Raw genomic sequence first — 25,000 nt, forward strand, 5'->3', positions numbered from 1 at the left:
TTTGAGGGAAGCTGGAGCGCGGGCCCTGGCGGTGCCCAGGGAGGGCGCAGCCCTTGCCTTGTATCGTGGCAAGAAACACAAGGCCCGGTCTTTGCACACCCCTCGGCTTCGCAAAGCGGGTCACCAAATACCCGTGCCAAAGGCCGATTCTACGAAACACATCACACTTTGCAAAGCAAGGTGATGGATCACGCGGTTGCCTAATGCGAAAATCTATCGTTAAGTTCTTGATTCTAAATGGGAATTAAGCGATGCAAATTTCAAGTTTGGGTCCAGCCATCAGACGCTACCGCAAAGTAGCGGGGCTTACTCAGGCTGAACTTGGCGAAAAAACCGGTTTTGACCCTAAAACCATCAGCCGCTTCGAAACCGGCACCTACACCCCCAGCGTCGAAGCCTTGTTCCTGCTTGCCAATGTGCTGGATGTGCAACTGAAGGCTTTTTTTGCCGACATGACCGATGAGGACGAACAGCGGGCTTACCTGTTCGGTGTCATACACAAAGCCACCCCGAAGGATCTTGGGAAGCTGATTGCGGCGGTCGACCAGGCCTTGTCCAAGCCTTGACGCAATGGAAGAGAAGCCTGGCCTGTCGATGCAAGACAGGCCAGGCTTCTCTTTGCGCGCTTGCCCAATTCCGAGCGTGACACAAGACATAATGTCACGTTGACATCCCTAGCCACGAAACCGGACTATCAACACGCTGATTCCTGCGTCCCTATGACGCCTACCGACTCGTCGACATAATAAAATCCCCGGGGACACTGTGCATAAACTTTCGATCATTCTTGTCTCGATACTCGCCACCGGCTGTACCGCCAAATACGCTCAACAAGACGTATTCCCCAACCCGGGAAAACTTGATCGGCAAATGCCCGTCACCATCGCCACACCAGTCGATGGCCGCTACGAAACGACACCCTACGCCGCGTCTGGCGATATGACAGCTGCCGCGGTCAAGACGGCATTCTCTTATTACACCAACCGTGTGACGGTAATGGGCTCGTGCCGTGAACTGAGCTGCCTGAGACAGAACAACCCTTCGGGCTACTACGTCATCCCGGAAATCCTGCATTGGGAAGAACGTGCTACGGAATGGTCGGGCCTCCCCGACAAAATTGAAGTGAAGCTCGCTATATATGGCCCGACTGGCGCACAGCCGCTGGGGTCAGCGATCTTGTCCGGTAAAAGCAAATGGGCGACTTTCGGCGGGGATCATCCACAGGATCTTTTGCAAGAGCCGATTGCTGAGTATGTGAAGGCTCAGTACTGACTGGAGGGTCCGGTCCCGTCGATGCGCAGGACCGGCCTCCGCCCATCCGGCAGAGTCTGGACAGCAGAAAGCACCGATCAGTATCGATCAGTGAAGCAAAAAGAAATTTTGAATTTGGCAAACCTTGCGAATGAAGGCTTGGGCGTTATGGAGGCAACCCCACCAGCCACACCCCGGCACACAATGTTCCCGCTGTGGCTGCTTCCTTCCGGATCTGACCAGGTTCACGGGTAATCGTTGCGGGGGGACCGATGGGGTCACCATAACGACGCCCGCCTGACGGCGAGCCGCGCCATTGTACCTATCTGGCAAGAAGTTACAACCGTTCGTGTCGGATTAAAAACTGAAGGCGTTCAAGCACTTGCCGTGGGAGCAAAGCTTGCTCGCGATGACGTGGGCACATCGGGCATGGATGCAAGTTGATCCACCGCTTTCGCGAGCAAGCTCGCTCCCACAAGGGATCTGCGCTTGGACGCAGGAGCTGTGGACACCCGGGAGCCAGTGTGGGAGCGAGCTTGCTCGCGAAGGCGTCGGTACATTCGGCATTGATACAAGCTGACCCACCGCTTTCGCGAGCAAGCTCGCTCCCACAAGGGATCTGCGCTTGGACGCCGCACCTGTGGACACCCGGAAGGCAGTGTGGGAGCGAGCTTGCTCGCGAAGGCGTCGGTACATTCGGCATCGATACAAGCTGACCGGTCGCTATCGCGAGCAAGCTCGCTCCCACAGGGGATCTGTGCCTCTACAACAGCACCTCATCCGCCCGACCGCCCTCCTCCTGGATCACCAGATGAATGAAGTGCAGCTTGGTAATGACGGCAGCCGGTACGACGAACGGGTAGAAGTCCGGCTGGCCCATGCTGCGGGACAATTCGTTGAGCATGCCGGCCAGTTCGATCCAGGCGTTGACGAACGAGAGAAAGGCCGCGCCGCCTGCGTGTTCGGCGTCGTACAAGGTCTCGGGCGGGAACGGCTGGTAGTCGAAATCCATCTCCCGAGCGCTCATGCCAAAGCCCAGGGCAGTGTCGACCGCGTCCATCATGTGCAGGTAATGGGCCCAGGTTTCCGCCCAGTCCTCCCATGGGTGCATGGTGGCGTAGGCACTCACGTAGCGGGTTTGCCAATCCAGCGGCGCGCCTTGCTGGTAATGCCGCTCCAGGGCGTCGGCATAGCTGACGCGCTCGTCGCCGAACAGTTCGCGAAAAGCCCCGAGCCAGTGGCTGTTGGCAATCAGCCGGTCCCAGTAGTAGTGCCCCACCTCATGGCGAAAATGCCCGAGCAAGGTGCGATACGGTTCGTGCATTTGCTGGCGCACATGCTCGCGATGGGCATCGTCCGCCTCCTTGATGTCGAGGGTGATCAATCCGCTGGCGTGACCCGTGGTCGGCGGCGTGCCATCTGGGTCGACGCCGATGAAATCGAACGCCAAGCCGATGTCTTCATTGACGGTTTTCGGGATGACCGGCAAGCCGAACGTGATCAGTTGCGCGACCAGTCGACGCTTGGCGGTCTCGACCTTGCGCCAACGTTCAGGATTTTCCGGAATCGACAGGTCGGGAATGGTGCGATTCAGGCTACAGGCGATGCACAGGGTATCGCGGCCATTGTCCGGCAGCAGCCAATTGCAGGCCGCCGGGGTGTCGAGGTTGGCGCAACGGCGAAACAGCCCGGCGTGCGGATCGGCATCCAGCGTCCAGGTGTCGGGTTGCTCAGCGGGTTGCAGGGAGGACAGGCGGCTCCGCTCAGGTTGATAACCCAGCGCCGCCAGACAGGCCAGGCACTGGCTGTTGCGAAAGAACAATGACTGGCCGCAGCGGCACGGCCAGACCTTGCTGTTACGTGACCGATCACCCAGGAACGGCGCGGCAATGCGTGAACTCAGCTGTTCGAAGAAGCGGTACATGGCGATCTCTCCCTGGAGCCTGCAAGACTAGATCACCTTACGCTCATGATCGTTCCAAAACGCTGGGTCATGACGCCGGTAAATCGTGGCGAGGGAGCTTGCTCCCGCTCGGCGGCGCAGCCGTCGCAAAACCAGCTAATGCGGTCCACCAGGAGCATTGCGTCGCCCCGATTGGGGCGGCTGCGCCACCCGGCGGGAGCAAGCTCCCTCGCCACAAAAGCCGATCACCCTCAGACCGTGATGCCATGGCCCGCCAGGAAATCGACAAAAGCTTGTTCGTCGAGCACCTTCACCCCCAGCTCGTTGGCCTTGGTCAACTTCGAACCAGCACCCGGCCCGGCCACCACGCAGTGGGTTTTCGCCGACACGGACCCGGCGACCTTCGCTCCCAGGCTCTCCAACTTATCCTTGGCGACGTCACGGCTCATCAGTTCCAGCGAACCGGTCAGCACCCAGGTGTGACCCGCCTCGGGCAAGCCTTCGACGACCTTCTTCTCGCTCTGCCAGTGCATGCCAAAGTCGCGTAACTGCTGCTCCGCCGCTTCGGCCTGCTGACGGTTGGCGGCGATGGCAAAGAACTCGCGCACGGCATTGGCCTGTTTTTCCGGCAGGGCCTGGCGCATGTCCAGCCAGTCGGCGTTCATGACCGCTTCGAGCGAACCGAACTTGTCCGCCAGCTTCTGTGCCCCGCCCGGCCCCACCGAGGGAATGTGCAACTTGTCGAGAAAGCCGCCCAGGGTGGTGCTGGCGGAGAACTCGGCGCCCAACTCGCCCTGGTCCTGGATCTCCAGGCCATGGCGCAACAGGTCCTTGATCACCTGGCGGTTGTGCGGGTCCTCGAAGAAGCTGTGGATCTCGTGGGCGACTTCCAGGCCGACGTCTGGCAAGTACGTGAGCACTTGGGGCAACGCCGCCTGCACACGCTCCAGCGAACCGAGGGAGCGGGCCAGGACCTTGGCGGTCTCCTCGCCCACGTCCGGGATGCCCAGGGCATAGATGAAACGCGCCAGGCTCGGCTGCTTGCTGTCGACGATGGCGGCCAGCAGGTTCTTGCTCGACAGTTCGGCGAAGCCTTCCAGGTCGACCACCTGCTCGAAGGTCAGCGCATACAGGTCGGCAGGCGACCCCACCAGGCCCTCATCCACCAGTTGCTCGACGCTCTTCTCGCCCAAGCCTTCAATGTCCATGGCCCGACGCGAGACGAAATGGATGATCGCCTGCTTGAGCTGCGCGGCACAGGCCAGGCGACCGACACAGCGATACACAGCGCCTTCGCTGACGGTTTCGCGGCCCTTGCTGCGCTTGATCAGTTGCGTGCGCTCGACGTGGGAGCCGCAGACCGGGCATTGCTGGGGCACTTCCACCGGGCGGGCGTTTTCCGGACGGCGCTCGGTGACGACCTGCACCACTTGCGGGATCACGTCCCCGGCACGGCGGATGATCACCGTATCGCCGATCATCACGCCCAGGCGCGCCACTTCGTCCATGTTGTGCAACGTCGCGTTGGCCACGGTTACGCCGGCGACTTTCACCGGCTTGAGACGGGCCACCGGAGTCACCGCGCCGGTGCGGCCGACCTGGAACTCGACGTCCAGCAACTCGGTGAGTTCTTCGGTGGCGGGAAACTTGTGGGCAATGGCCCAGCGCGGTTCCCGGGCACGGAAACCAAGCTCGCGCTGGGAAGCGATGCTGTTGACCTTGAACACGACACCGTCGATCTCATAGGGCAACGCGTTGCGGCGCTCGCCGATGTCACGGTAGTAATCCAGGCATTCGTCGACGCCGTGGGCCAGCTTCAACTCACGGCTGATGGGCATGCCCCAGGCCTTGAGTTGCTTGAGGTTGCCAATATGAGTGTCGGCGATGTCCGCCGTCACCTGGCCGATGCCGTAGCAACAGAACTCCAGGGGACGGTTGGCCGTGATCCTCGAATCGAGCTGACGCAAGCTACCGGCCGCCGCGTTGCGCGGATTGGCAAACGTCTTGCCGCCCGCCTCCAGTTGCGTGGCGTTCAGGCGCTCGAAGCCAGCCTTGGACATGTACACCTCGCCGCGCACTTCCAGCAGCGGCGGCCAGCCAGTGCCCTGCAACTTGAGGGGAATGTTGCGCACGGTGCGTACGTTGACGCTGATGTCCTCGCCCGTGGTGCCGTCACCGCGCGTGGCGCCGCGCACCAGCATGCCGTCCTGGTACAACAGGCTGACCGCCAGGCCATCGAGCTTCGGTTCGCAGCTGTACTCCACTGCCGCGCCACCGCCCAGCAAATCGCCCATGGGCAGGTCGAGGCCTTCCGTCACCCGGCGGTCGAATTCGCGCAGGGTAGTTTCGTCGAAGGCATTGCCCAGGCTGAGCATCGGGATCTCGTGACGCACCTGGCTGAACGCCGACAGCGCCACGCTGCCGACCCGCTGGGTCGGGGAGTCGCTGGTGACAAGTGACGGGTGCTGCTCTTCCAAGGCTTTGAGCTCGTGGAACAGGCGGTCGTACTCGGCGTCCGGGATGCTGGGTTCGTCGAGGACGTGGTAGCGGTAGTTGTGCTGGTCCAGCTCGGTGCGCAGCTCTAGGATGCGGGTTTCGACGGCGTTCATGGGTGTTCTCTCATAAAGCAAAAGAGCAGCCTGGGCTGCTCATTCTTTTTAAACCTTTTGGGGGGCTTCGCCCCCAGCGGGAGCAAGCTCCCTCGCCACAAAAGCTCTCCTGCCACAAAAAGCTCTCTGCTCAGGGAGAGCCTGTGTCATTGATCAGCGCTTCTGGGTCAGCGCCCGGCGCTCGAATTCGACGATGCGCTGGCGGTAATGCTCGATGGTCTGGGCGGTCAGCACGCTGCGCTGGTCATCCTTCAGTTCGCCGTTGAGCTCCTGGGACAGCTTGCGAGCGGCGGCCACCATCACGTCGAATGCTTGCTTGGGATGACGCGGGCCCGGCAGGCCAAGGAAGAAGCTCACCGCCGGCGTGCTGAAATGATCGATGTCGTCGAGGTCGAACACGCCAGGCTTGACCGCGTTGGCCATGGAGAACAGCACCTCGCCGTTACCGGCCATGCTTTCGTGACGGTGGAAAATGTCCATTTCGCCAAAACGCAGGCCGCTTTCGAGGATGTTCTGTAGCAACGCCGGGCCCTTGAAGCCGGCCGGGTCGCGGCAGATCACGCTGATCACCAGCACTTCTTCAGCCTGGGCCTGGTCCTTGTCGGCGCTCGGGGCCTTGTTTTCGTCCGGGAAGTCGCCGTCGCGACTGCTGAAGCTCGGCCCGCCATCCAGGTCGAGGTTCAGGTTCAAATCACCCTGGGACGGCTCGCTGTTGCGCTTGCCACGCTTGGAACCCGACTCCCGTGGCTCACGGGCAGGCGCGCTCATCGACGGCAAGTCATGCTCGTCCAGCTGCGGCTCCTTGTGGGCGTCCAGCACCCGCGGCGGCCCCAGCAGCTCGGCGCTATCATCCTCATCGGGCAGGTTCGACAGGCTGCGATCCAGGCGAAACTTCAGTTTCCCCTTGCCGCCGCGCATGCGACGCCAGCCGTCGAAAAGAATACCGGCAATGACAATGATGCCGATGACGATCAGCCACTCGCGCAGACCGATTTCCATGTAATCCCGTGCCTCTATAAAAATGCTGAAAAATAAGGGGCTTAGCTATTTGCAAACCGCTTTAAAACGTGGCGCCAACTCTATGTTCTGAATGGCGTTTTGCCCACGCATACGAAAAATTGACATTAAACTAGCACGACCAAAGATAACTTTACACCGTCTGTCGCATAGGCTTGTGCCCAATCTGTGAATTGAACATCAGCCCCAAGGGTAAAAAATACCTACAGCGTTCGAAGTTGAAGCCCTACAAGCCGTTGTTCAGGCATCCACCATGGCCATGGCCTCCTCCACATCCACCGCCACCAGTCGCGAACAGCCCGGCTCGTGCATCGTCACCCCCATCAACTGATCGGCCATTTCCATGGCGATCTTGTTGTGGGTGATGTAGATGAACTGCACCGTTTCAGACATTTCTTTCACCAGCCGTGCGTAACGGCCTACGTTGGCGTCGTCCAGCGGCGCGTCGACCTCGTCGAGCATGCAGAACGGCGCCGGGTTCAATTTGAAGATGGCAAAGACCAGGGCCAGCGCGGTCAGCGCCTTTTCGCCACCGGAGAGCAAATGGATGGTGCTGTTCTTCTTGCCAGGAGGACGCGCCATGATTGTCACCCCTGTATCGAGTAAATCTTCGCCCGTCAGTTCCAAGTAGGCGCTGCCGCCACCGAAAACTTTTGGAAAAAGGGCCTGCAAACCGCCGTTGATCTGATCAAAGGTATCCTTGAAGCGGTTGCGGGTTTCCTTGTCGATCTTGCGGATGACGTTTTCCAGGGTCTCCAGCGCTTCCACCAGGTCGTCGTTCTGGGCGTCCAGGTAGCGCTTGCGTTCGGACTGCTGCTGGTACTCGTCGATGGCCGCCAAGTTGATGGCCCCCAGGCGCTGGATGCGCTGGGCAATGCGCTCCAATTCTTCCTCGGCGTCCTTCTCGTTCGCCCCGGCCACCAGGGTAGCGAGCACGCCGTCGAGGTCGTAGCCGTCTTCCAGCAACTGGTCCTGCAAGGCCTTGCGCCGCACCGTCAAGGCTTGCCACTCCATGCGCTGCTGTTCCATCTGGCCACGGATCAGTTGCGATTGCTGCTCGGCCTGGCCGCGGCGCTTTTCGGCGTCGCGCAGTTCACGGTCGGCATCCTCCAAGGCGATTTGCGCGGTCTTGAGTTCTTCGTCGACACTCATGCGCTTGTCGAGCAACTCTTCAAGCTTGAGGCGCAGCTCTTCCAGTGGCGCTTCGCCCTCCTCCAGATTGAGGCTCAACTGTTCGCGCTTTTCGGTCAGGCGCTCGGACTGCATTTCCAGCCGTTCCAAGGCCTGGCGCGTGGAATCGTGCTGGGCCCTGAGCGAGCCCAGGCGCACCGCCAGTTGATGGGCGTGGTCCTTGTGCTGGCGTGCTTCCTGGCGCACCCGGTCCAGGCGTTCGCGCAAGCTGTCGCGCTGGGCCAGCAACAGTTCGCGCTGCTCGGTGTCCAGCGCCATGGCATCAAGGGCTTCTTGCAGTTGCAAGCGCGCTTCGCCGATCTGCTCGTGCTCCAGGGCCCGCTGCTCGCCCAGCTCGGCGATTTCTTCTTCCAGGCGGGTACGGCGCAGCGCCAGTTGTTCAACCTTGGCCTTGCCGGCCGACAACTGCGCCTTGAGCTCGCCTTGCTGGCGCGCTTCATCCTGCAACAGCCGCCGCAGGTGCTCGCGACCGTTTTCCTGTTGACGCTGTTGCGCCCGCAGGTTTTGCAATTCGGTTTCCAGGGCTTCGACGCTGGCTTCGCGCTCTTCGCGCTCGGCGCCCAGGCGCTGGATTTCCTGGCCGCGGGCGAGCATGCCGCTCTCGGCTTCGCTGGCCCGGCGCACCCGCAGGAAATGCCGGCCAACCCAATACCCGTCACGACTGATCAAGCTTTCGCCGGCTGCCAATTGCCCGCGCAAAGCCAAGGCCTGCTCAAGGCTGTCCACTGGCTTGACCTGCCCGAGCCAGGGCGACAGGTCGACCTGGGCCTCGACCTTATCGAGCAAGCTGCCGGGAATTCGCACGCCATCGCCGGCCGGGCTGAGTAGGCGCAGATCGCCTTGAGTAAAGCCCGACAGGTCGAAGCCAGCGAAATCATCCACCAGCACCGCTTGCAGGTCGGCGCCGAGCACGGTTTCCACCGCCAGCTCCCAGCCAGCATCGACCTTCAGGCCCTCGGCCAGCCGCGGACGCTCGGCCAGGTGCTGGTCGCGCAGCCATTCGGCGGTGCCAGTGCCCGGGTCCAGCGCCGCTTGCTGCAAGGCCTCCAGCGAAGCCAGGCGCCCATTGAGCCGCTGCAATTCGCCCTGGGCCTGTTGCTGGTTCTGCAAGGCCAGTTGCAAAGCCTGGCGCAGTTGTTCAAGGCGCTCGACTTGGGCATCTTCGCTGGCCTGCAAGTCTTCGAGGGTGGCCTCGCTGGTCGCCAGTTGCTCGCTCAGCTCCAGAATCGCGGCGTCTTCCGGATCCGCGGCGAGCAAGGCGCGCTCTTCGGACAGGCGGCGCTGACGTTCAGCCAGGCGCTCCATGCTGGTTTCCAACTGCTGGATGCGCGACTGCTGGACTTCTGCCTGGCGCCGCGGCTCGGCCGACGTCAGGTTGAAACTGTCCCACTGCTCTTGCCAGCCATGCATGGTCAGCTCGGCTTCTTCCAGGGCTGCGGCAGCCTCTTCGGCGGCGGCGCTGGTGATTTCCTGCTCCGGCGTCAGCCTGTCCAGCTCTTCGCCGAGGGTCAACAGCAACGTGCGGTCATGACCCAGGTGCGATTCGGTTTCCAGGCGCGCCCGCTCGGCTTCCTTCAAGTCGTCCTGCAACTGCCGCAGCCGTTGCTGACCATGCTGGATGCTCTGCTCGACCCGGGCGATGTCGCCCCCCACGGAATAGAAGCGCCCTTGCACCAGATTGAAGCGCTCGGACAGGTCATGGTGGCCGTCGCGCAGGCGCTCGATGGCCGCGTCAGCGTTGCGCTGCTCGGCCACCAGGGCTTCGAAGCTGACTTCCTGGTTGCCGATGATTGCTTCGCGCTGGCCGACCTGCTCGTTCAGCGCCTGCCAGCGCAAGGCCGACAGCTGGGCCTTGAGCTGGCGCTCCTCGCCCTTGTACTCCTGGTACTTCTTCGCGGCCTCGGCCTGACGGTGCAGACGTTCGAGCTGGCGTTCGAGTTCTTCGCGCAGGTCGGTCAGGCGCGCCAGGTTTTCGTGGGTGCGACGAATGCGGTTTTCGGTCTCGCGCCGGCGCTCCTTGTATTTGGAAATGCCGGCGGCCTCTTCGATGAAGTTGCGCAGGTCTTCGGGCTTGGCCTCGATCAGCTTGGAGATCATCCCCTGCTCGATGATCGAGTAGCTGCGCGGGCCCAGGCCGGTGCCGAGGAAAATATCGGTGATGTCCCGGCGACGGCACTTGGCGCCGTTGAGGAAATAGCTGTTCTGGCTGTCGCGGGTCACTTTGCGACGAATGGAAATTTCCGCATAGGCCGCGTACTCGCCCACCAGGGTGCCGTCGGAGTTATCGAACACCAGCTCGATGCTGGCCTGGCTCACCGGCTTGCGACTGGTGGAGCCGTTGAAGATGACGTCGGTCATCGACTCGCCGCGCAGGTTCTTGGCCGAGCTTTCGCCCATCACCCAGCGCACGGCGTCGATGATGTTCGACTTGCCGCAACCATTGGGCCCGACCACCGCCGCCATGTTACTGGGGAAGTTCACCGTGGTCGGGTCGACGAAGGATTTGAACCCCGCCAACTTGATGCACTTGAGCCGCACGTCAGGCCGCCGTCAGGGCAGAAACCACCAGGTCGCAACTGCGCTGGGCGTAGGCCGTGAGCACGATGCGGATCTGCGGCAAATCACGGGCCAGCACAGCGGCGAGCAGGCGCTGGAACAGGTCGAGGAATTCGCTCATTTCCGCCTTGCGCTGGTCCAGGGCCAGGAAATAGGCACGGCTCATGGCCGGTTGCAGGTTCTCGACGGTTTCCTGCAGATACGGATTGTTGGCAAAGGGATAGGCGGCGCGCATCACGCTGAAGCTTTCATCGACGAAGGTGCGGATGTCCTGGCGCGCGTAGGCGTCGTTGAGACGCTGCTGGATCGCGACGAACGGCGCCATGTCGGCCTGTTCTTTCCAGCCATGGGCCACGGCGTTGCCCAACAGGATGTACAGCTCGCTCATCAGCGTGCAGAGGCTGCGCACCTTGTGCTCGGTGAGTTCGGTGACGTGGGCGCCACGGCGCGGCAGGATCGCGATCAAATGGCGTCGCTCCAGGATCAGCAAGGCCTCGCGGACCGAGCCGCGGCTGACGTTGAGCGCCAGCGTGACCTTCTGCTCCTGGATGCGCTCTCCCGGTTTCATTTCGCCGCGAATGATGCGTTCGGCGAGGTGATGGGCGATTTGCTCGGCGAGGCTGTCCGGGGCCTTGAACGTCATGGTTGTCCTTCAAACTCTTCGATCTGCACAAGCGGCGCAGTGTAGCGCACTCGGTACGTCATGGCGCAGGGCCTGCAGCGGGTTTTTGGCACGATATAAGCAAAAAAATCCGGACTCTCATCCTGGAACAGAATCTGTGGAAGAACCTGTGGGAGCCGAGCTTGCTCGCCATAGCGGTCTGTCAGCTTGCATCCATACTGAATGTACCGCCGTCATCGCGAGCAAGCTCGGCTCCCACAGGGTTCCACCGTGTCCATAGAGCGTTGTTTATCGACCAGATGGATTTTCTTGACCCTCAAGTCAGAAAATCGTTGACCGAAAAGTCAGACCTGATAAATTCAGGCCCACGTCGAAACAACAATAATGAGTCTGCGAGGCCTTCCGTGATCCAGTTTTTACTCAACCAGGAACTCCGTAGCGAGCACGCCCTGGACCCGAACCTGACCGTGCTCAACTATTTGCGCGAACACGTTGGTAAACCCGGCACCAAGGAAGGCTGCGCCAGCGGCGACTGTGGCGCGTGTACCGTGGTGGTCGGCGAATTGGAAACGGACGCCAATGGCCGCGAACGCATTCGCTACCGCAGCCTCAACGCGTGCCTGACCTTCGTCTCTTCCCTGCACGGCAAGCAACTGATCAGCGTCGAGGACCTCAAGCACCAGGGCCAACTGCACAGCGTTCAGCAAGCGATGGTCGACTGCCACGGTTCGCAATGCGGTTTCTGCACACCGGGCTTCGTCATGTCGCTGTTCGCCCTGCAGAAGAACAGCGAGCAAGCCGACGCCCACCAGGCCCACGAAGCCTTGGCCGGCAACCTGTGCCGTTGCACCGGCTATCGGCCGATCCTGGCCGCCGCCGAGCAGGCCTGCTGCAGCAAGCAGCCGGACCAGTTCGACGCCCGCGAGGCCGAAACCATCGCCCGCCTCAAAGCCATCGCCCCCACCGAGACCGGTGAACTCAACAGCGGCGACAAACGCTGCCTGGTGCCGCTGACCGTCGCCGACCTGGCCGATCTCTACGACGCCTATCCCCAGGCGCGCCTACTGGCCGGCGGTACGGACCTGGCCCTGGAAGTCACGCAATTTCATCGCACCCTGCCGGTGATGATCTACGTGGGCAACGTCGCCGAACTCAAGCGTATCGAACGCTTCGACGACCGCCTGGAGATCGGCGCCGCCGCCGCCCTCTCCGATTGCTACGAGGCCCTGAAAGCCGAATACCCGGACTTCGGCGAACTGTTGCAACGCTTCGCCTCGCTGCAGATCCGCAACCAGGGCACCTTGGGCGGCAACATCGGCAACGCCTCGCCTATTGGTGACTCGCCGCCCCTGTTGATCGCCCTCGGCGCGCAGATCGTGCTGTGCAAGGGCCAGGTCCGCCGCACCCTGGCCCTGGAAGACTACTTCATCGATTACCGGGTTACCGCCCGCCAGGAAAGCGAATTCATCGAAAAGATCATCGTGCCGCGAGCCAGCGCCGAACAGGCGTTCCGCGCCTACAAGGTGTCCAAGCGCCTGGACGATGACATTTCCGCCGTATGCGCGGCCTTCAACCTGCGCATCGACAACGGCGTGGTCCGCGACGCCCGCGTGGCCTTCGGCGGCATGGCCGCCACACCGAAACGCGCCAAGCATTGTGAAGCCGCATTGATCGGCGCGCCGTGGACCGACAGCACCGTCGAACGCGCCTGCGCCGTCCTGGCCGAGGACTTCACGCCGCTGTCGGACTTCCGCGCCAGCAAGGAATACCGCCTGCTCAGCGCCCGCAACCTGTTGCGCAAATACTTCATCGAGCTGCAAACACCGCACATCGAAACTCGGGTGACCGCTTATGTCTAACCATCACGCCGTAGAGAAGACCCAAGCCGAACTGGCGGAGTTGTTCGCCCGCGACCTCACCACTGGCGTGGGCCGTAGCGTCAAGCACGACAGCGCCGCCAAGCACGTGTCCGGCGAGGCGCAGTACATCGATGACCGCCTCGAATTCCCCAACCAGTTGCACGTCTATGCCCGGCTGTCGGACCGCGCCCACGCCCGGATCATCCGCATCGATACCGCGCCGTGCTACGCCTTTGAGGGCGTGCGCATCGCCATCACCCACGCAGACATTCCAGGCCTGAAGGACATTGGCCCGCTGCTGCCCGGCGATCCGCTGCTGGCCATTGATGACGTGCAGTTCGTCGGCCAACCGGTGCTGGCTGTTGCCGCCAAGAATCTTGAGACCGCACGTAAGGCAGCGATGGCCGCCATCATCGAATACGAAGACCTGGAGCCGGTGCTGGACGTGGTCGAGGCCCTGCGCAAGCGGCACTTCGTGCTGGACAGCCACACCCACCAGCGCGGCGATTCGGCCACCGCGCTGGCGAGCGCCGAGCATCGTATCCAGGGCTCGCTGCACATCGGCGGCCAGGAACATTTTTACCTGGAAACCCAGATTTCCTCGGTGATGCCCACCGAAGACGGCGGCATGATCGTCTACTGCTCGACCCAGAACCCCACCGAAGTGCAGAAACTGGTGGCCGAAGTACTCGGCGTGTCGATGAACAAAGTCGTGGTGGACATGCGTCGCATGGGCGGCGGCTTTGGCGGCAAGGAAACCCAGGCCGCCAGCCCGGCGTGCCTGTGCGCCGTCATCGCGCACCTCACCGGGCAACCGACCAAGATGCGCCTGCCCCGGGTCGAAGACATGCTGATGACCGGCAAGCGCCACCCCTTCTACATCGAATACGACGTCGGCTTCGACAGCCGCGGGCGCTTGCACGGCATCGCCCTGGAACTGGCCGGCAACTGCGGCTGCTCGCCGGACCTGTCGGCCTCCATCGTCGACCGGGCGATGTTCCACGCCGACAACGCCTACTACTTGGGCGATGCGACCATCAACGGCCACCGCTGCAAGACCAACACCGCGTCGAACACCGCCTACCGGGGGTTCGGCGGGCCGCAGGGCATGGTCGCCATCGAAGAAGTGATGGACGCCATCGCCCGGCACCTGGGGCTCGATCCGCTGGCGGTGCGCAAGGCCAACTACTACGGCAAGACAGAACGCAACGTCACCCACTACTACCAGACCGTCGAGCACAACATGCTCGAGGAAATGACCGCCGAGCTTGAAGAAAGCAGCCAGTACGCCGAACGCCGTGAAGCGATCCGTCGCTACAACGCCAATAGCCCGATCCTGAAAAAGGGCCTGGCGCTGACCCCGGTGAAATTCGGCATTTCGTTCACCGCCAGTTTCCTCAACCAGGCCGGCGCCTTGATCCACGTCTACACCGACGGCAGCATCCATCTCAACCACGGCGGCACCGAAATGGGCCAAGGCCTGAATACCAAGGTCGCCCAGGTGGTGGCCGAGGTGTTCCAGGTGGAAATGGACCGCGTGCAGATCACCGCGACCAACACCGACAAGGTGCCGAACACCTCGCCCACCGCCGCCTCCAGCGGTGCCGACCTGAACGGCAAGGCGGCGCAGAATGCCGCCGAAATCATCAAGCGGCGCCTGGTGGAATTTGCCGCGCGGAACTACAAGGTCAGTGAAGAGGATGTGGAATTCCACAACGGCCATGTGCGGGTGCGCGATCACATCCTGACGTTCGAAGCGTTGGTACAGCAGGCGTATTTCGCCCAGGTCTCGCTGTCCAGCACCGGCTTCTACAAGACCCCGAAAATCTACTACGACCGCAGCCAGGCCCGTGGCCGGCCGTTCTACTACTACGCCTATGGCGCGGCGTGTGCCGAGGTGATCGTCGACACCCTCACCGGCGAGTACAAGATGCTGCGCACCGACATCCTCCACGATGTCGGCGCCTCGCTGAACCCAGCCATCGACATCGGCCAGGTCGAAGGCGGTTTCATCCAGGGCATGGGCTGGCTGACCATGGAAGAGCTGGTATGGAATGACAAGGGCAAGCTGATGACCAATGGCCCGGCCAGCTACAAGATCCCCGCCGTGGCCGACATGCCGCTAGACCTGCGGGTCAAGCTGGTGGAAAACCGCAAGAACCCTGAAGACACGGTGTTCCACTCCAAGGCTGTGGGTGAGCCGCCGTTCATGCTCGGCATCGCCGCGTGGTGCGCCATCAAGGACGCCGTGGCGAGCCTGGGGGATTACCGGCAGCAACCGAACATCGACGCCCCGGCGACGCCGGAGCGGGTGTTGTGGGGGTGTGAGCAGATGCGGGGGTTGAAGGCGGCCAAGGCTGAGGAAGCTGAACCCGAGTTGGCTTCGCTTTAGACCGCGGCGCCGCCTTCGCGAGCAAGCCCGCTCCCACAGGGAACCGCGTTCCAATGTGGGAGCGAGCCTGCTCGCGAAGGCGGTTGAACAGACAACAGAGATGTCGAGGTGAATATGTACAACTGGATCAGCGCCCTCGCCGACCTGCAAACCCGCGGCGAACCCTGCGTGCTGGTGACGATCATCGAAGAACTCGGCTCCACCCCGCGCAACGCCGGTTCGAAGATGGTCATCAGCGCCAGCCAGACGTTCGACACCATCGGTGGCGGACACCTGGAATACAAGGCCATGGAGATCGCCCGGCAAATGCTCGCCAGCGGCCAGCAGAACACCCACCTGGAGCGCTTCAGCCTCGGCGCGAGCCTGGGCCAGTGCTGCGGTGGCGTCACCGTGTTGCTGTTCGAACCCATGGGCCAGGTCCAGGCACAGATCGCCGTGTTCGGCGCCGGCCATGTCGGCCGAGCCCTGGTGCCGCTGCTGGCGAGCCTGCCCTGCAAGGTGCGCTGGATCGACTCGCGAGAAGCGGAGTTCCCCGAACACTTGCCCCATGGCGTGCGCAAGATCGTGGCCGAAGAGCCATTGGATGAAGTCGATGAGTTGCCCGCCGGCAGCTACTGCATCGTCATGACCCACAACCATCAGCTCGACCTGGAGCTGAGCGCCGCGATCCTCAAGCGCAACGACTTTGCCTACTTCGGCCTGATCGGTTCGAAGACCAAGCGGGTCAAGTTCGAGCATCGCCTGCGTGATCGTGGTTTTGATAGCAGCACCTTGCAACGCATGCGTTGCCCGATGGGTATCGGCGAAGTCAAAGGCAAGTTGCCTGTGGAAATCGCCATCTCCATCGCCGGCGAAATCATCGCCACCTATAACGCCGATTTCGGCCAGCACACCGTGCGCGCCGAACCGATTGCCAAGTTGCTGCCAGCTTCGCGCCGCAGCCAGCGTTAATCCCTTTATCGAGACAGACCATGCCCCTGACACGCAAAGCCTACCGCGCCGCCCTGCTCCACAGCCTCGCCGACCCGGCCGAAGTGGGTATCGAAGCGTCCTATGAATATTTCGAAGACGGCCTGCTGGTGGTGGAGAACGGCCAGATCAGCGCCATCGGCCACGCCCATGACCTGTTGCCGACCCTGGCGGCGGACATCGACATCGCCCATTACCCGGACGCACTGATCACGCCAGGTTTGATCGACACCCACATCCATCTGCCGCAAACCGGCATGGTCGGCGCCTATGGCGAGCAATTGCTGGATTGGCTCAACACCTACACCTTCCCCTGCGAAAGCCAGTTCGCCGACAAGGCCCACGCCGATGCGGTGGCGGATATTTTCGTCAAGGAGCTGCTGCGCAACGGCACCACCACCGCCCTGGTGTTCGGCAGCGTACATCCGGAGTCGGTGAACGCGTTTTTCGAAGTGGCCCAGAAGCTCAATCTGCGCATGATCGCCGGCAAGGTGATGATGGACCGCAACGCCCCGGACTACCTGGTCGACACCGCCGAATCCAGCTACACCGAGAGCAAGGCGCTGATCGAGCGCTGGCACGGCAAGGGCCGGTTGCACTACGCCGTGACCCCGCGCTTTGCTCCCACCAGCACCCCGGAACAACTGACCCTGGCCGGTCAATTGCTGGGGGAATACCCCGGCTTGTACATGCAGACCCACATCAGCGAGAACCTGCAGGAAGTGCAGTGGGTCAAGGAGCTGTTCCCGGAGCGCAAGGGCTACCTGGACGTCTACGATCACTACCAACTGCTTGGCGAGCGTTCGGTGTTCGCCCATGGCGTGCATTTATGCGATGACGAATGTGCGCGGCTGGCCGAGACCGGGTCGGCCATCGCATTCTGCCCGACCTCGAACTTTTTCCTCGGCAGCGGCCTGTTCAACCTGCCGATGGCCGAGAAGCACAAGGTGAACGTCGGGTTGGGCACGGACGTGGGTGGCGGCACCAGTTTTTCGCTGCTGCACACTCTGAACGAAGCCTACAAGGTGATGCAGTTGCAGGGCGCGCGGCTGAGCCCGTTCAAGTCGCTGTACCTGGCCACCCTCGGCGGCGCCCGGGCCCTGCGCCTGGAGGACGAGATCGGGACGTTGCAACCGGGGACGGACGCGGACTTTCTGGTGCTGGATTACAACGCCACGCCGCTGCTGAGCTATCGCCTCAAGCAGGCCAAGGACATTGCCGAACGGTTGTTCGTGTTGATGACGCTGGGGGATGACCGGACGGTGGCGCGGACTTATGCGGCTGGCAGGTTGGTGCATCAGCGCTAGATTTCATTCGCCTGTCACACCGCTTTCGCGAGCAAGCCCGCTCCCACATTTGATCCGCGTATGTCATGACAACACGGTCGAATGTGGGAGCGGGCTTGCTCGCGAAGGGCGCGACTCGGTATGACTGATTCGACCCTCAGAGCTTAGCCGTCGACCGCCCCGGCTTCTTGCTCTGCAACAGATGCGAGAACACCGCGTGCAAGTCATCCGACGCACTTTCCTCGTCGAGGTTGAGCTTGCTGTCGATGTGGTCCATGTGATGCATCATCAGGTCCACCGCCAGCGTGGCATCGCGGGCCTCGATGGCGTCGATCAACTGGGTGTGTTCGTCGTAGGAACAATGGGAACGGTTGCCACTTTCGTACTGGGCGATGATTAACGACGTCTGGGACACGAGACTGCGCTGGAAACTGATCAGCGGGGCGTTCTTCGCCGCTTCGGCCAGCTTGAGGTGGAACTCGCCCGACAAACGGATGCCGGCGCCACGGTCGCCCCGGGAAAAACTGTCGCGCTCGTCGCTGACCATCTGCCGCAGCTCAGCCAGCTGTTCGGCGGTAGCGTGCTGCACCGCCAGCTCGGTGATCGCCCTTTCCACCAGGCGCCGGGCCATGAACACCTGGCGGGCCTCTTCGACACTCGGGCTCGCCACCACGGCACCGCGATTGGGCCGCAGCAACACCACGCCTTCGTGGGCCAGGCGGGACAAGGCCCGGCGGATGATCGTGCGGCTGACTCCGAAAATCTCCCCCAACGCCTCTTCGCTCAATTTGGTCCCGGGCGCCAGGCGTTGTTCGAGGATGGCCTCGAAGATGTGCGCATAGACAATATCGTCCTGGGTTCCGCTGCGGCCGGTCTTACCAGCTCGCGGTTGTTTCTTGAGGGGCTGCAACTGTTCGTTCATGGGCACTCGAGTCGGGAGAACTGCGGCGAATTGACCGTGACTGTAATACGGCACAGCGGGTCGCTGGCAAGTATCGCGTAAAAAACAGCTCGATTGTACACAACCTCTGATGGCAACACGACTGTACGGCTGTTTGCGGGCATGGCTGTATTGCAATCGATGATGGGGTTGAGTTTAGGCTTTAAACCGCAAATCTGTGGGGCTATCAAGCCCAGACAATCTATAACAAGGACCACCGCCCACCATGACCGAAGTCACGACCACGCCACTTCGTCCATTGGCCGACACCTCGCCTTCGGCCATCGTCGCCGGGTTCATCGCGATGATGACCGGCTACACCAGTTCCCTGGTGCTGATGTTCCAGGCCGGACAGGCGGCGGGACTGACCAGCGGGCAGATTTCCTCCTGGATCTGGGCGATCTCCATCGGCATGGCGGTGTGCTCCATCGGGCTGTCGCTGCGCTATCGCACGCCGATCACCATCGCCTGGTCGACACCCGGCGCCGCGCTGCTAATCACCAGCCTGGGCGGCGTGAGTTATGGCGAGGCCATCGGCGCCTATATAACCTGCGCGGTGCTGGTGACGATCTGCGGCCTGACCGGCAGTTTCGAGCGCCTGGTCAAGCGCATTCCGGCCTCGCTGGCGGCGGCGTTGCTGGCGGGGATTCTGTTCAAGATCGGCAGCGAGATCTTCGTCGCCACCCAGCATCGCACCGGCCTGGTTCTGGGGATGTTCTTTACTTACCTGATCGTCAAGCGCCTGTCGCCGCGCTACGCGGTGCTCGCGGCGCTGCTGATCGGCACAGCGCTTTCCGGCCTGCTGGGGTTACTGGACTTCAGCGGCTTTGCCCTGGAAGTCGCGACGCCGGTCTGGACCACGCCGCACTTTTCCTTGGCAGCCACCATCAGCATCGGCATTCCGCTGTTCGTGGTGGCGATGACCTCGCAGAACATGCCCGGCATCGCCGTGTTGCGGGCCGACGGCTACAACGTGCCGGCTTCGCCGCTGATCACCAGCACCGGCATCGCCTCGCTGCTGCTGGCACCGTTCGGCTCCCATGGCATCAACCTGGCGGCCATCAGCGCGGCCATCTGCACCGGGCCCCACGCCCACGAAGATCGCAACAAGCGCTACACGGCGGCGGTCTGGTGCGGGATCTTCTACGGGATTGCCGGGGTGTTCGGCGCGACGCTGGCGGCGTTGTTCGCGGCGCTGCCCAAGGAATTGGTGTTGTCCATCGCGGCCCTGGCGCTGTTCGGCTCGATCATCAATGGCTTGAGCATCGCCATGAGCGAAGTGAAGGAGCGGGAAGCGGCGCTGATCACCTTCATGGTCACGGCGTCGGGGCTGACGCTGTTCTCCATCGGTTCGGCGTTCTGGGGGATTGTGGCGGGGGTGTTGACGTTGCTGATCCTGAACTGGCGTAGCGCCTGAGAGCTTAAAAGCTTCGCGAGCAAGCCCGCTCCCACAGAGGCGATGTGAGCGACACATATCCACTGTGGGAGCGGGCTTGCTCGCGAAGGCTGCCTGGCAAGCAACACATAAATGGCAGGCACAAAAAAACCGGCACCCAAAAGGGCTGCCGGTTTCTGACCATCAAGCGACCGGATTGATCGGCTTTTCTGGATACCAGACGTCAATCAGTGGGCTGACTTCAACGCTGGTCAGCTCAGGACGGGCCTTGAGCCAGGCTTCAACGGCAGCGCGCTGCTCTTCGGTGACCGAGCCACGCTTCTGCAGGCAAACCAGACCGTAGTCGTCACCGCCGACGTAGCCCAGGCCATTGGCTTCCATGGCTTCTTTCAGGAAAGCGTCGAGGAAAGCGTCAATAGCCTCATCGGCCAGATCTTCTTTGAAATCCAGGTTCAGTTCGAAACCCAGCTCTTGAAATTCATCCACGCACAGCTTTTTGCGCAGACGCTGGGAACGGTTAGTCGCCATTGGAACAATCCTCATAAGTAATAACGGCCGGCACTTTACCAGTTTGGTGCGTCGATTGCCCGACTCATCGGGTAAGTCCGTTAACCGTTGGTAAAAAAATACCGCTTCGCTGGGCTTGGGCACGGCACATGCCGTTGCGCCTTGGGGCATAATGCCGACACTTTCATGACCGTTGAGGACGTTCATTTTCATGTCCTCGTATTTTCCCCCTCGCCCGTAGGGTTTTATTTCAAATGATCAAATCTTTGCGTCCATTGCTTCTGGCCAGCCTTCTTCTTCCCCTGGCCCTCCCTGTCACCGCCCACGCTGCCACGATCAACACCGCCCTATCGCCCAACGTACAAAAGGCCCTCAAGGCCAGCAAACTGCAGAACGACGCCCTGTCCCTGGTGCTGGTGCCGCTCAACGGCCCCGGCACGCCAACCCTGTACAACGCCGATGTTTCGGTCAATCCGGCGTCCACCATGAAACTGGTGACCACCTATGCGGCCCTGGAGATGCTCGGCCCCAATCATCAGTGGAAAACCGAGTTCTATACCGACGGCACCCTGAGCGGCGGGATCCTCAACGGCAACTTGTACCTCAAGGGTGGCGGCGATCCCAAGCTGAACATGGAAAAACTCTGGCTGTTGATGCGCGATCTGCGGGCCAACGGCGTCCAGCAGGTCACCGGCGACCTGGTGCTGGACCGCAGTTTCTTCATCCAGCCGCAACTGCCCGAGTTCAACGACGACGGCAACGACGAAAACAAACCCTTCCTGGTCAAGCCCGACTCGCTGCTGGTCAACCTCAAGGCCCTGCGCTTCGTCGCTCGCAATGATGGCGGCCGGGTGCTGGTGTCGGTTGAGCCACCGATTGCCAGCATTCGCATCGAAAACGTGGTCAAGGCCATCAACGGCAAGCAATGTGCCGGCGGTGTTCGCTACAACCCCGTCGCCCAGGCCGATGGCAGCATGACCGTCACTGTCAGCGGCCAACTCGGTGAAGGTTGCAGCTCCCAGACCTACCTGTCACTGCTCGACCACGCCACCTACACCGCTGGCGCGGTGCGGGCCATCTGGAAGGAATTGGGCGGCAGCATCCAGGGCCAGGACCGCCTGGCCACGACCCCGAGCAACGCCAAGGTATTGGCCCGGGCGTTCTCCCCGGACCTGGCGGAGATCATCCGCGACATCAATAAATACAGTAACAACACCATGGCCCAACAACTGTTCCTGAGCCTGGGCGCACAATTTCGCAACGAAGCCGACGGTGACGACGCGAAGGCTGCGCAACGGGTGGTACGCCAGTGGCTGGCGAAGAAAGGCATCACCGCACCGCACCTGGTGATGGAGAACGGCTCCGGCCTGTCCCGCGCCGAACGGGTCAGCGCGCGGGAAATGGCTGCGATGTTGCAAGCCGCCTGGCGCAGCCCGTATTCGGCGGAGTTCATCAGTTCGATGCCGATTGCCGGCACCGACGGCACCATGCGCAAACGCCTGAAGACCACCGCCATGGCCGGCGAAGCCCACGTCAAGACCGGGACCCTGAACACCGTCCGCGCCATCGCTGGCTACAGCCGCGACATCAACGGCAACACTTGGGCAGTGGTGGCGATCCTCAACGATCCAAAGCCATGGGGCGCTTCGTCGGTGCTGGACCAGGTGCTGCTGGACCTGTACCGCCAGCCGAAACTGCCACAGACGGCTTCGGTGCTCTGACCCAGCACATACCCAATGTGGGAGCGAGCCTGCTCGCGAATGCGGTATGTCATTCAACATCGATGCTGCTGACCGACCGAATCGCGAGCAGGCTCGCTCCCACAGTGAATCGGGCCATACACAAATCTTGTGCCCACTGAAGATCAACTGTGGGAGCGGGCTTGCTCGCGAAGGCGGTACAACATTCAACCATTGTGTTGACTGACACGCCGCATTCGCGAGCAAGCCCGCTCCCACACTTTGACCTCAATATCCACTGGCTATCCCAGCTGCGTCTCGACCCGATCCCGCCCGGCCTGCTTGGCCGCATAGACGCCTGAGTCGGCCCTGAGCAGTAACGCATCGGCGCCCTCCCCGGCGCGCCAGGTGGCGATGCCGAAGCTGGCGGTAACCACCCCGACATCGTCGATGGGCGCAGCCCGCAAGCCTTCCCACAGCCCCAGCGCCAGGGAATAAGCGCTGTCACTGTCGGTGTCCGGGCACAGCACCACGAACTCCTCCCCACCCAACCGGCAGAACACATCGGTACGGCGCAACCGTTGGATGATGCGCTGGCAGAACGCCTGCAACACCCGGTCGCCCACCGCATGGCCGTGCTGGTCGTTGATGCGCTTGAAGTGATCGATGTCGAGCATGATGACCGCCAGCCCACCGGAACCGCGCTCGACCCGGGCCATTTCCGAGGTCAAGCGTTCCTGAAAATAACGGCGGTTGCGAATGCCGGTCAGGGCGTCGGTCACGGACAAGGCCCGCAGCTCTTCTTCCACACGCTTGAGGTCGGAAATATCCGAGATATAGCCATGCCACAACACCCCGCCGCCAGGCAGTTCCTCGGGGGTGGCCTCGCCGCGCACCCAGCGCAGCCCACGCAAGGGTAATTGCACCCGGTACTCTTCCCGCCATGGGCTCAAGGTATTGGCCGAAGCACGGATCGAAGCGCGGACGCGCGTACTGTCCAACGGATGAATACGCGAGAAAATCGCCTCGGCGTTCTGCACCAGTACATCGGGTTCCAATTCATAGATGTCGCGGATGCCGTCGCTGGCATAGATCACACTGAAGCGACCATTAAAATCCATCCTGAATTGGTAGATTCCCCCGGGGACATGGGCGCTGAGCTTTTTGAGCAGCAGGTCCCGGGCGGCCAGGGCTTCGTGGACGCGCTTGCGCTCGGTGATGTCGATGCAGATCGCCAGGTGCCCGACCCACAGCCCCTGCTCATCGAGCATCGGCGTGGCCAGCATGTTCACGGTCAGGTGACTGCCATCGCGGCGCACCAGGGTCCATTCCCGCGCCTGCTGCCCACCCTGCTCGCCGCCCTCGAGCAGCATCGCATGGCAGGTAGGAATGGGTTTACCAAAGCGCGCGCCAAGCTGAGCGGCCCGGGCCTGGAGTTCGCGCGGCACATGCAGGCTCTCCAGGGTCATGCTTTGCAGCACCTCGCAGCTCGGGTAGCCGAGCATCTGCTCGGCGCCGGCGTTGAAAGTGGTGATGACGCCGCGCAGGTCGGTGGCAATGATCGCCACCTGGGTCGCGGCATCCAGCACACCGCGCAACTGGCCGTGGGTACCGCGCAACTCCTGCTCCCGGGCACGCAGTTCGCCGGTGCGTTGTTCCACCAGTGCCAAGGCTCGCTGCCGCTGGCTGACCAGCACATAGAGCAATGCACTGAGCAGCAGGCTGAGCAAACCACCGAGTATCACTATGCTCGTGACCGAAGAATGATTGGTCGACAGGAACACCCGGCTGGGCCGCAACTCCACCCGGTAGTCGCGATCGGCCAGGCGTAGCAGGCGCGTCGCCGACAACTCGCTCTGGCCCGGCGGGTTTGGGGATTCGAACAGCGCCTCCCCCCCGTTTTCGCTAGACAGGTCCACGACACGCATCGACAGATTGTCGTGACCGGGCGCCGGCAGTCCGTCGCCCGCCAACTGACGCATGCTGATGGCCGCCATCACGTACCCGAACGGTTCCCTGGCCGATTCCCGTATAACCGGCGCGACCAGCAGTACCCCGCGGGTGAACATCGGGTCGGCCCCCATAAAATCCAGGGGTTGCGAGGCCGCGACCCCGCCACGCTGACGCGATCGCTCGACGGTGGCACGGCGCAAGGGTTCGGAAAGCAGATCCAGGCCCAGTGGGGGCCCGTAGGCGCTCCGACTATGAATGTAGAGCACCGGAACGTACTCGTCCCGTTCGGCGGCCAGTTGCAGGCCACCGTGGCCGTCCGGCTCGCGAATCATGAATTGAGCCCCACCGTCGGCCTGCGCCTGCCGTTCGAACGCTTGCCGCTCGTCCCGAAGGACCCTGGGCGCCCAGGCGAAGGCCCGGGTACGACGCATCAGCGAGTCGGCGTAGCCATGGAACTCATTGCTGGCTACCGCTTCGGAGTTGGCAAAAAAACGCCCGAGGCTGTCGAGAAACTGCTCCTGGTCCTGGAACTGTTCCTCGATGCGGCTGAAGCGCTCCTCGACTTGCAGCTCGAAGCGCTCGCGCAATTGCCGATTGAACAGGTCCATCATCGCCCAGCTCAGCACGCCGGTCAGGCAGGTACCGGCCAGCAGCACCAGCGAAGCCACCAGCCAGGCCGAAACGTCTTCACTGATAAAGCCCAGGATTCTGGGGCGCACCTGATGCAATGCCATAGACACAACTCGCAAAGGTACCAGGCATAGGCACAGCCCTGGACACAGCCTAAGTTATAGCTATTCGCCATCACTTTGGCCAGTCCCTAAATGAGGCTAGAAGCCTTGAACTACAAGGCTCCGTGGATCCAATCGA

Annotated in this window: 16 protein-coding genes and 1 other RNA gene; 8 read left to right on the top strand and 9 right to left on the bottom strand. The window is 62.2% G+C overall.

Going from position 1 to position 25,000, the window contains the following annotated elements:
- The first annotated feature begins 251 nt into the window (after positions 1-251).
- Entirely contained in the window at positions 252-566 is a 315-nt protein-coding gene (locus tag J3P88_RS20985) for a helix-turn-helix domain-containing protein (RefSeq protein ID WP_186705257.1), read from the top strand.
- 199 nt (positions 567-765) lie between these two features.
- The gene (locus J3P88_RS20990) at positions 766-1,272 is read left to right on the top strand and encodes a DUF4823 domain-containing protein (RefSeq protein WP_434571399.1); all 507 of its coding nucleotides are present in this window, start codon (positions 766-768) and stop codon (positions 1,270-1,272) included.
- Between the two features lie 157 nt (positions 1,273-1,429).
- Here the strand turns inward: J3P88_RS20990 and ffs are convergent.
- From ffs to J3P88_RS21020, 6 genes are all read right to left on the bottom strand, one after another.
- Positions 1,430-1,526, bottom strand: an RNA gene (gene ffs, locus J3P88_RS20995) — signal recognition particle sRNA small type.
- Between the two features lie 488 nt (positions 1,527-2,014).
- A complete protein-coding gene (locus J3P88_RS21000) occupies positions 2,015-3,175 on the bottom strand; it encodes a zinc-binding metallopeptidase family protein (RefSeq protein WP_434571401.1) in 1,161 nt (386 codons plus the stop codon).
- Between the two features lie 230 nt (positions 3,176-3,405).
- Positions 3,406-5,763, bottom strand: coding sequence for an NAD-dependent DNA ligase LigA (gene ligA, locus J3P88_RS21005; RefSeq protein WP_434571403.1), 2,358 nt, complete (start codon positions 5,761-5,763; stop codon positions 3,406-3,408).
- A 153-nt stretch (positions 5,764-5,916) separates the two neighbouring features.
- Positions 5,917-6,762: a cell division protein ZipA gene (gene zipA, locus J3P88_RS21010; RefSeq protein WP_186705260.1), complete on the bottom strand. Its 846-nt coding sequence runs from the start codon at positions 6,760-6,762 to the stop codon at positions 5,917-5,919.
- 258 nt (positions 6,763-7,020) lie between these two features.
- The gene (gene smc / locus J3P88_RS21015) at positions 7,021-10,509 is read right to left on the bottom strand and encodes a chromosome segregation protein SMC (protein ID WP_186728192.1); all 3,489 of its coding nucleotides are present in this window, start codon (positions 10,507-10,509) and stop codon (positions 7,021-7,023) included.
- Between the two features lies 1 nt (position 10,510).
- Positions 10,511-11,170: a GntR family transcriptional regulator gene (locus J3P88_RS21020; protein WP_186705262.1), complete on the bottom strand. Its 660-nt coding sequence runs from the start codon at positions 11,168-11,170 to the stop codon at positions 10,511-10,513.
- Positions 11,171-11,553: 383 nt separating this feature from the next.
- Here J3P88_RS21020 and xdhA point away from each other — a divergent pair, with 383 nt between their 5' ends.
- The 4 genes from xdhA (at position 11,554) to guaD (ending at position 17,676) form a co-directional block, all read left to right on the top strand.
- On the top strand, positions 11,554-13,008 hold the full coding sequence (xdhA, locus tag J3P88_RS21025) for a xanthine dehydrogenase small subunit (protein ID WP_434571405.1): 1,455 nt from the start codon (positions 11,554-11,556) through the stop codon (positions 13,006-13,008).
- Complete coding sequence (xdhB, locus tag J3P88_RS21030; protein ID WP_434571407.1) at positions 13,001-15,400, top strand: xanthine dehydrogenase molybdopterin binding subunit; 2,400 nt, start codon at positions 13,001-13,003, stop codon at positions 15,398-15,400. The genes xdhA and xdhB overlap by 8 nt, the downstream gene beginning before the upstream one ends.
- A 114-nt stretch (positions 15,401-15,514) precedes the next feature.
- A complete protein-coding gene (xdhC, locus tag J3P88_RS21035; protein WP_186728189.1) occupies positions 15,515-16,351 on the top strand; it encodes a xanthine dehydrogenase accessory protein XdhC in 837 nt (278 codons plus the stop codon).
- Between the two features lie 20 nt (positions 16,352-16,371).
- Complete coding sequence (guaD, locus tag J3P88_RS21040; protein WP_434571409.1) at positions 16,372-17,676, top strand: guanine deaminase; 1,305 nt, start codon at positions 16,372-16,374, stop codon at positions 17,674-17,676.
- A 136-nt stretch (positions 17,677-17,812) separates the two neighbouring features.
- Here the strand turns inward: guaD and J3P88_RS21045 are convergent, their stop codons facing one another.
- Entirely contained in the window at positions 17,813-18,577 is a 765-nt protein-coding gene (locus J3P88_RS21045) for a GntR family transcriptional regulator (RefSeq protein WP_186705267.1), read from the bottom strand.
- A 244-nt stretch (positions 18,578-18,821) separates the two neighbouring features.
- Between J3P88_RS21045 and J3P88_RS21050 the strand changes: the two genes are divergently transcribed.
- The gene (locus J3P88_RS21050) at positions 18,822-20,012 is read left to right on the top strand and encodes a benzoate/H(+) symporter BenE family transporter (RefSeq protein WP_003199555.1); all 1,191 of its coding nucleotides are present in this window, start codon (positions 18,822-18,824) and stop codon (positions 20,010-20,012) included.
- 162 nt (positions 20,013-20,174) lie between these two features.
- On the opposite strand, the gene J3P88_RS21055 is transcribed toward J3P88_RS21050, so the two are convergent.
- A complete protein-coding gene (locus J3P88_RS21055) occupies positions 20,175-20,519 on the bottom strand; it encodes a YggL family protein (protein ID WP_434576572.1) in 345 nt (114 codons plus the stop codon).
- A 233-nt stretch (positions 20,520-20,752) separates the two neighbouring features.
- Between J3P88_RS21055 and dacB the strand changes: the two genes are divergently transcribed.
- Positions 20,753-22,219 (top strand): D-alanyl-D-alanine carboxypeptidase/D-alanyl-D-alanine endopeptidase, encoded by a 1,467-nt coding sequence (dacB, locus tag J3P88_RS21060; protein WP_186705269.1) that lies wholly within the window; start codon positions 20,753-20,755, stop codon positions 22,217-22,219.
- 260 nt (positions 22,220-22,479) lie between these two features.
- Here dacB and J3P88_RS21065 read toward each other — a convergent pair whose 3' ends face one another.
- Positions 22,480-24,864 carry a sensor domain-containing diguanylate cyclase gene (locus J3P88_RS21065; protein ID WP_434571412.1) on the bottom strand — a complete coding sequence of 795 codons (2,385 nt, stop codon included), beginning with the start codon at positions 24,862-24,864 and terminating at the stop codon, positions 22,480-22,482.
- Positions 24,865-25,000: the final 136 nt, after the last annotated feature.

Source organism: Pseudomonas sp. Z3-6, assembly GCF_051131985.1.
Classification (GTDB): Bacteria; Pseudomonadota; Gammaproteobacteria; order Pseudomonadales; family Pseudomonadaceae; genus Aquipseudomonas; species Aquipseudomonas zanjanensis.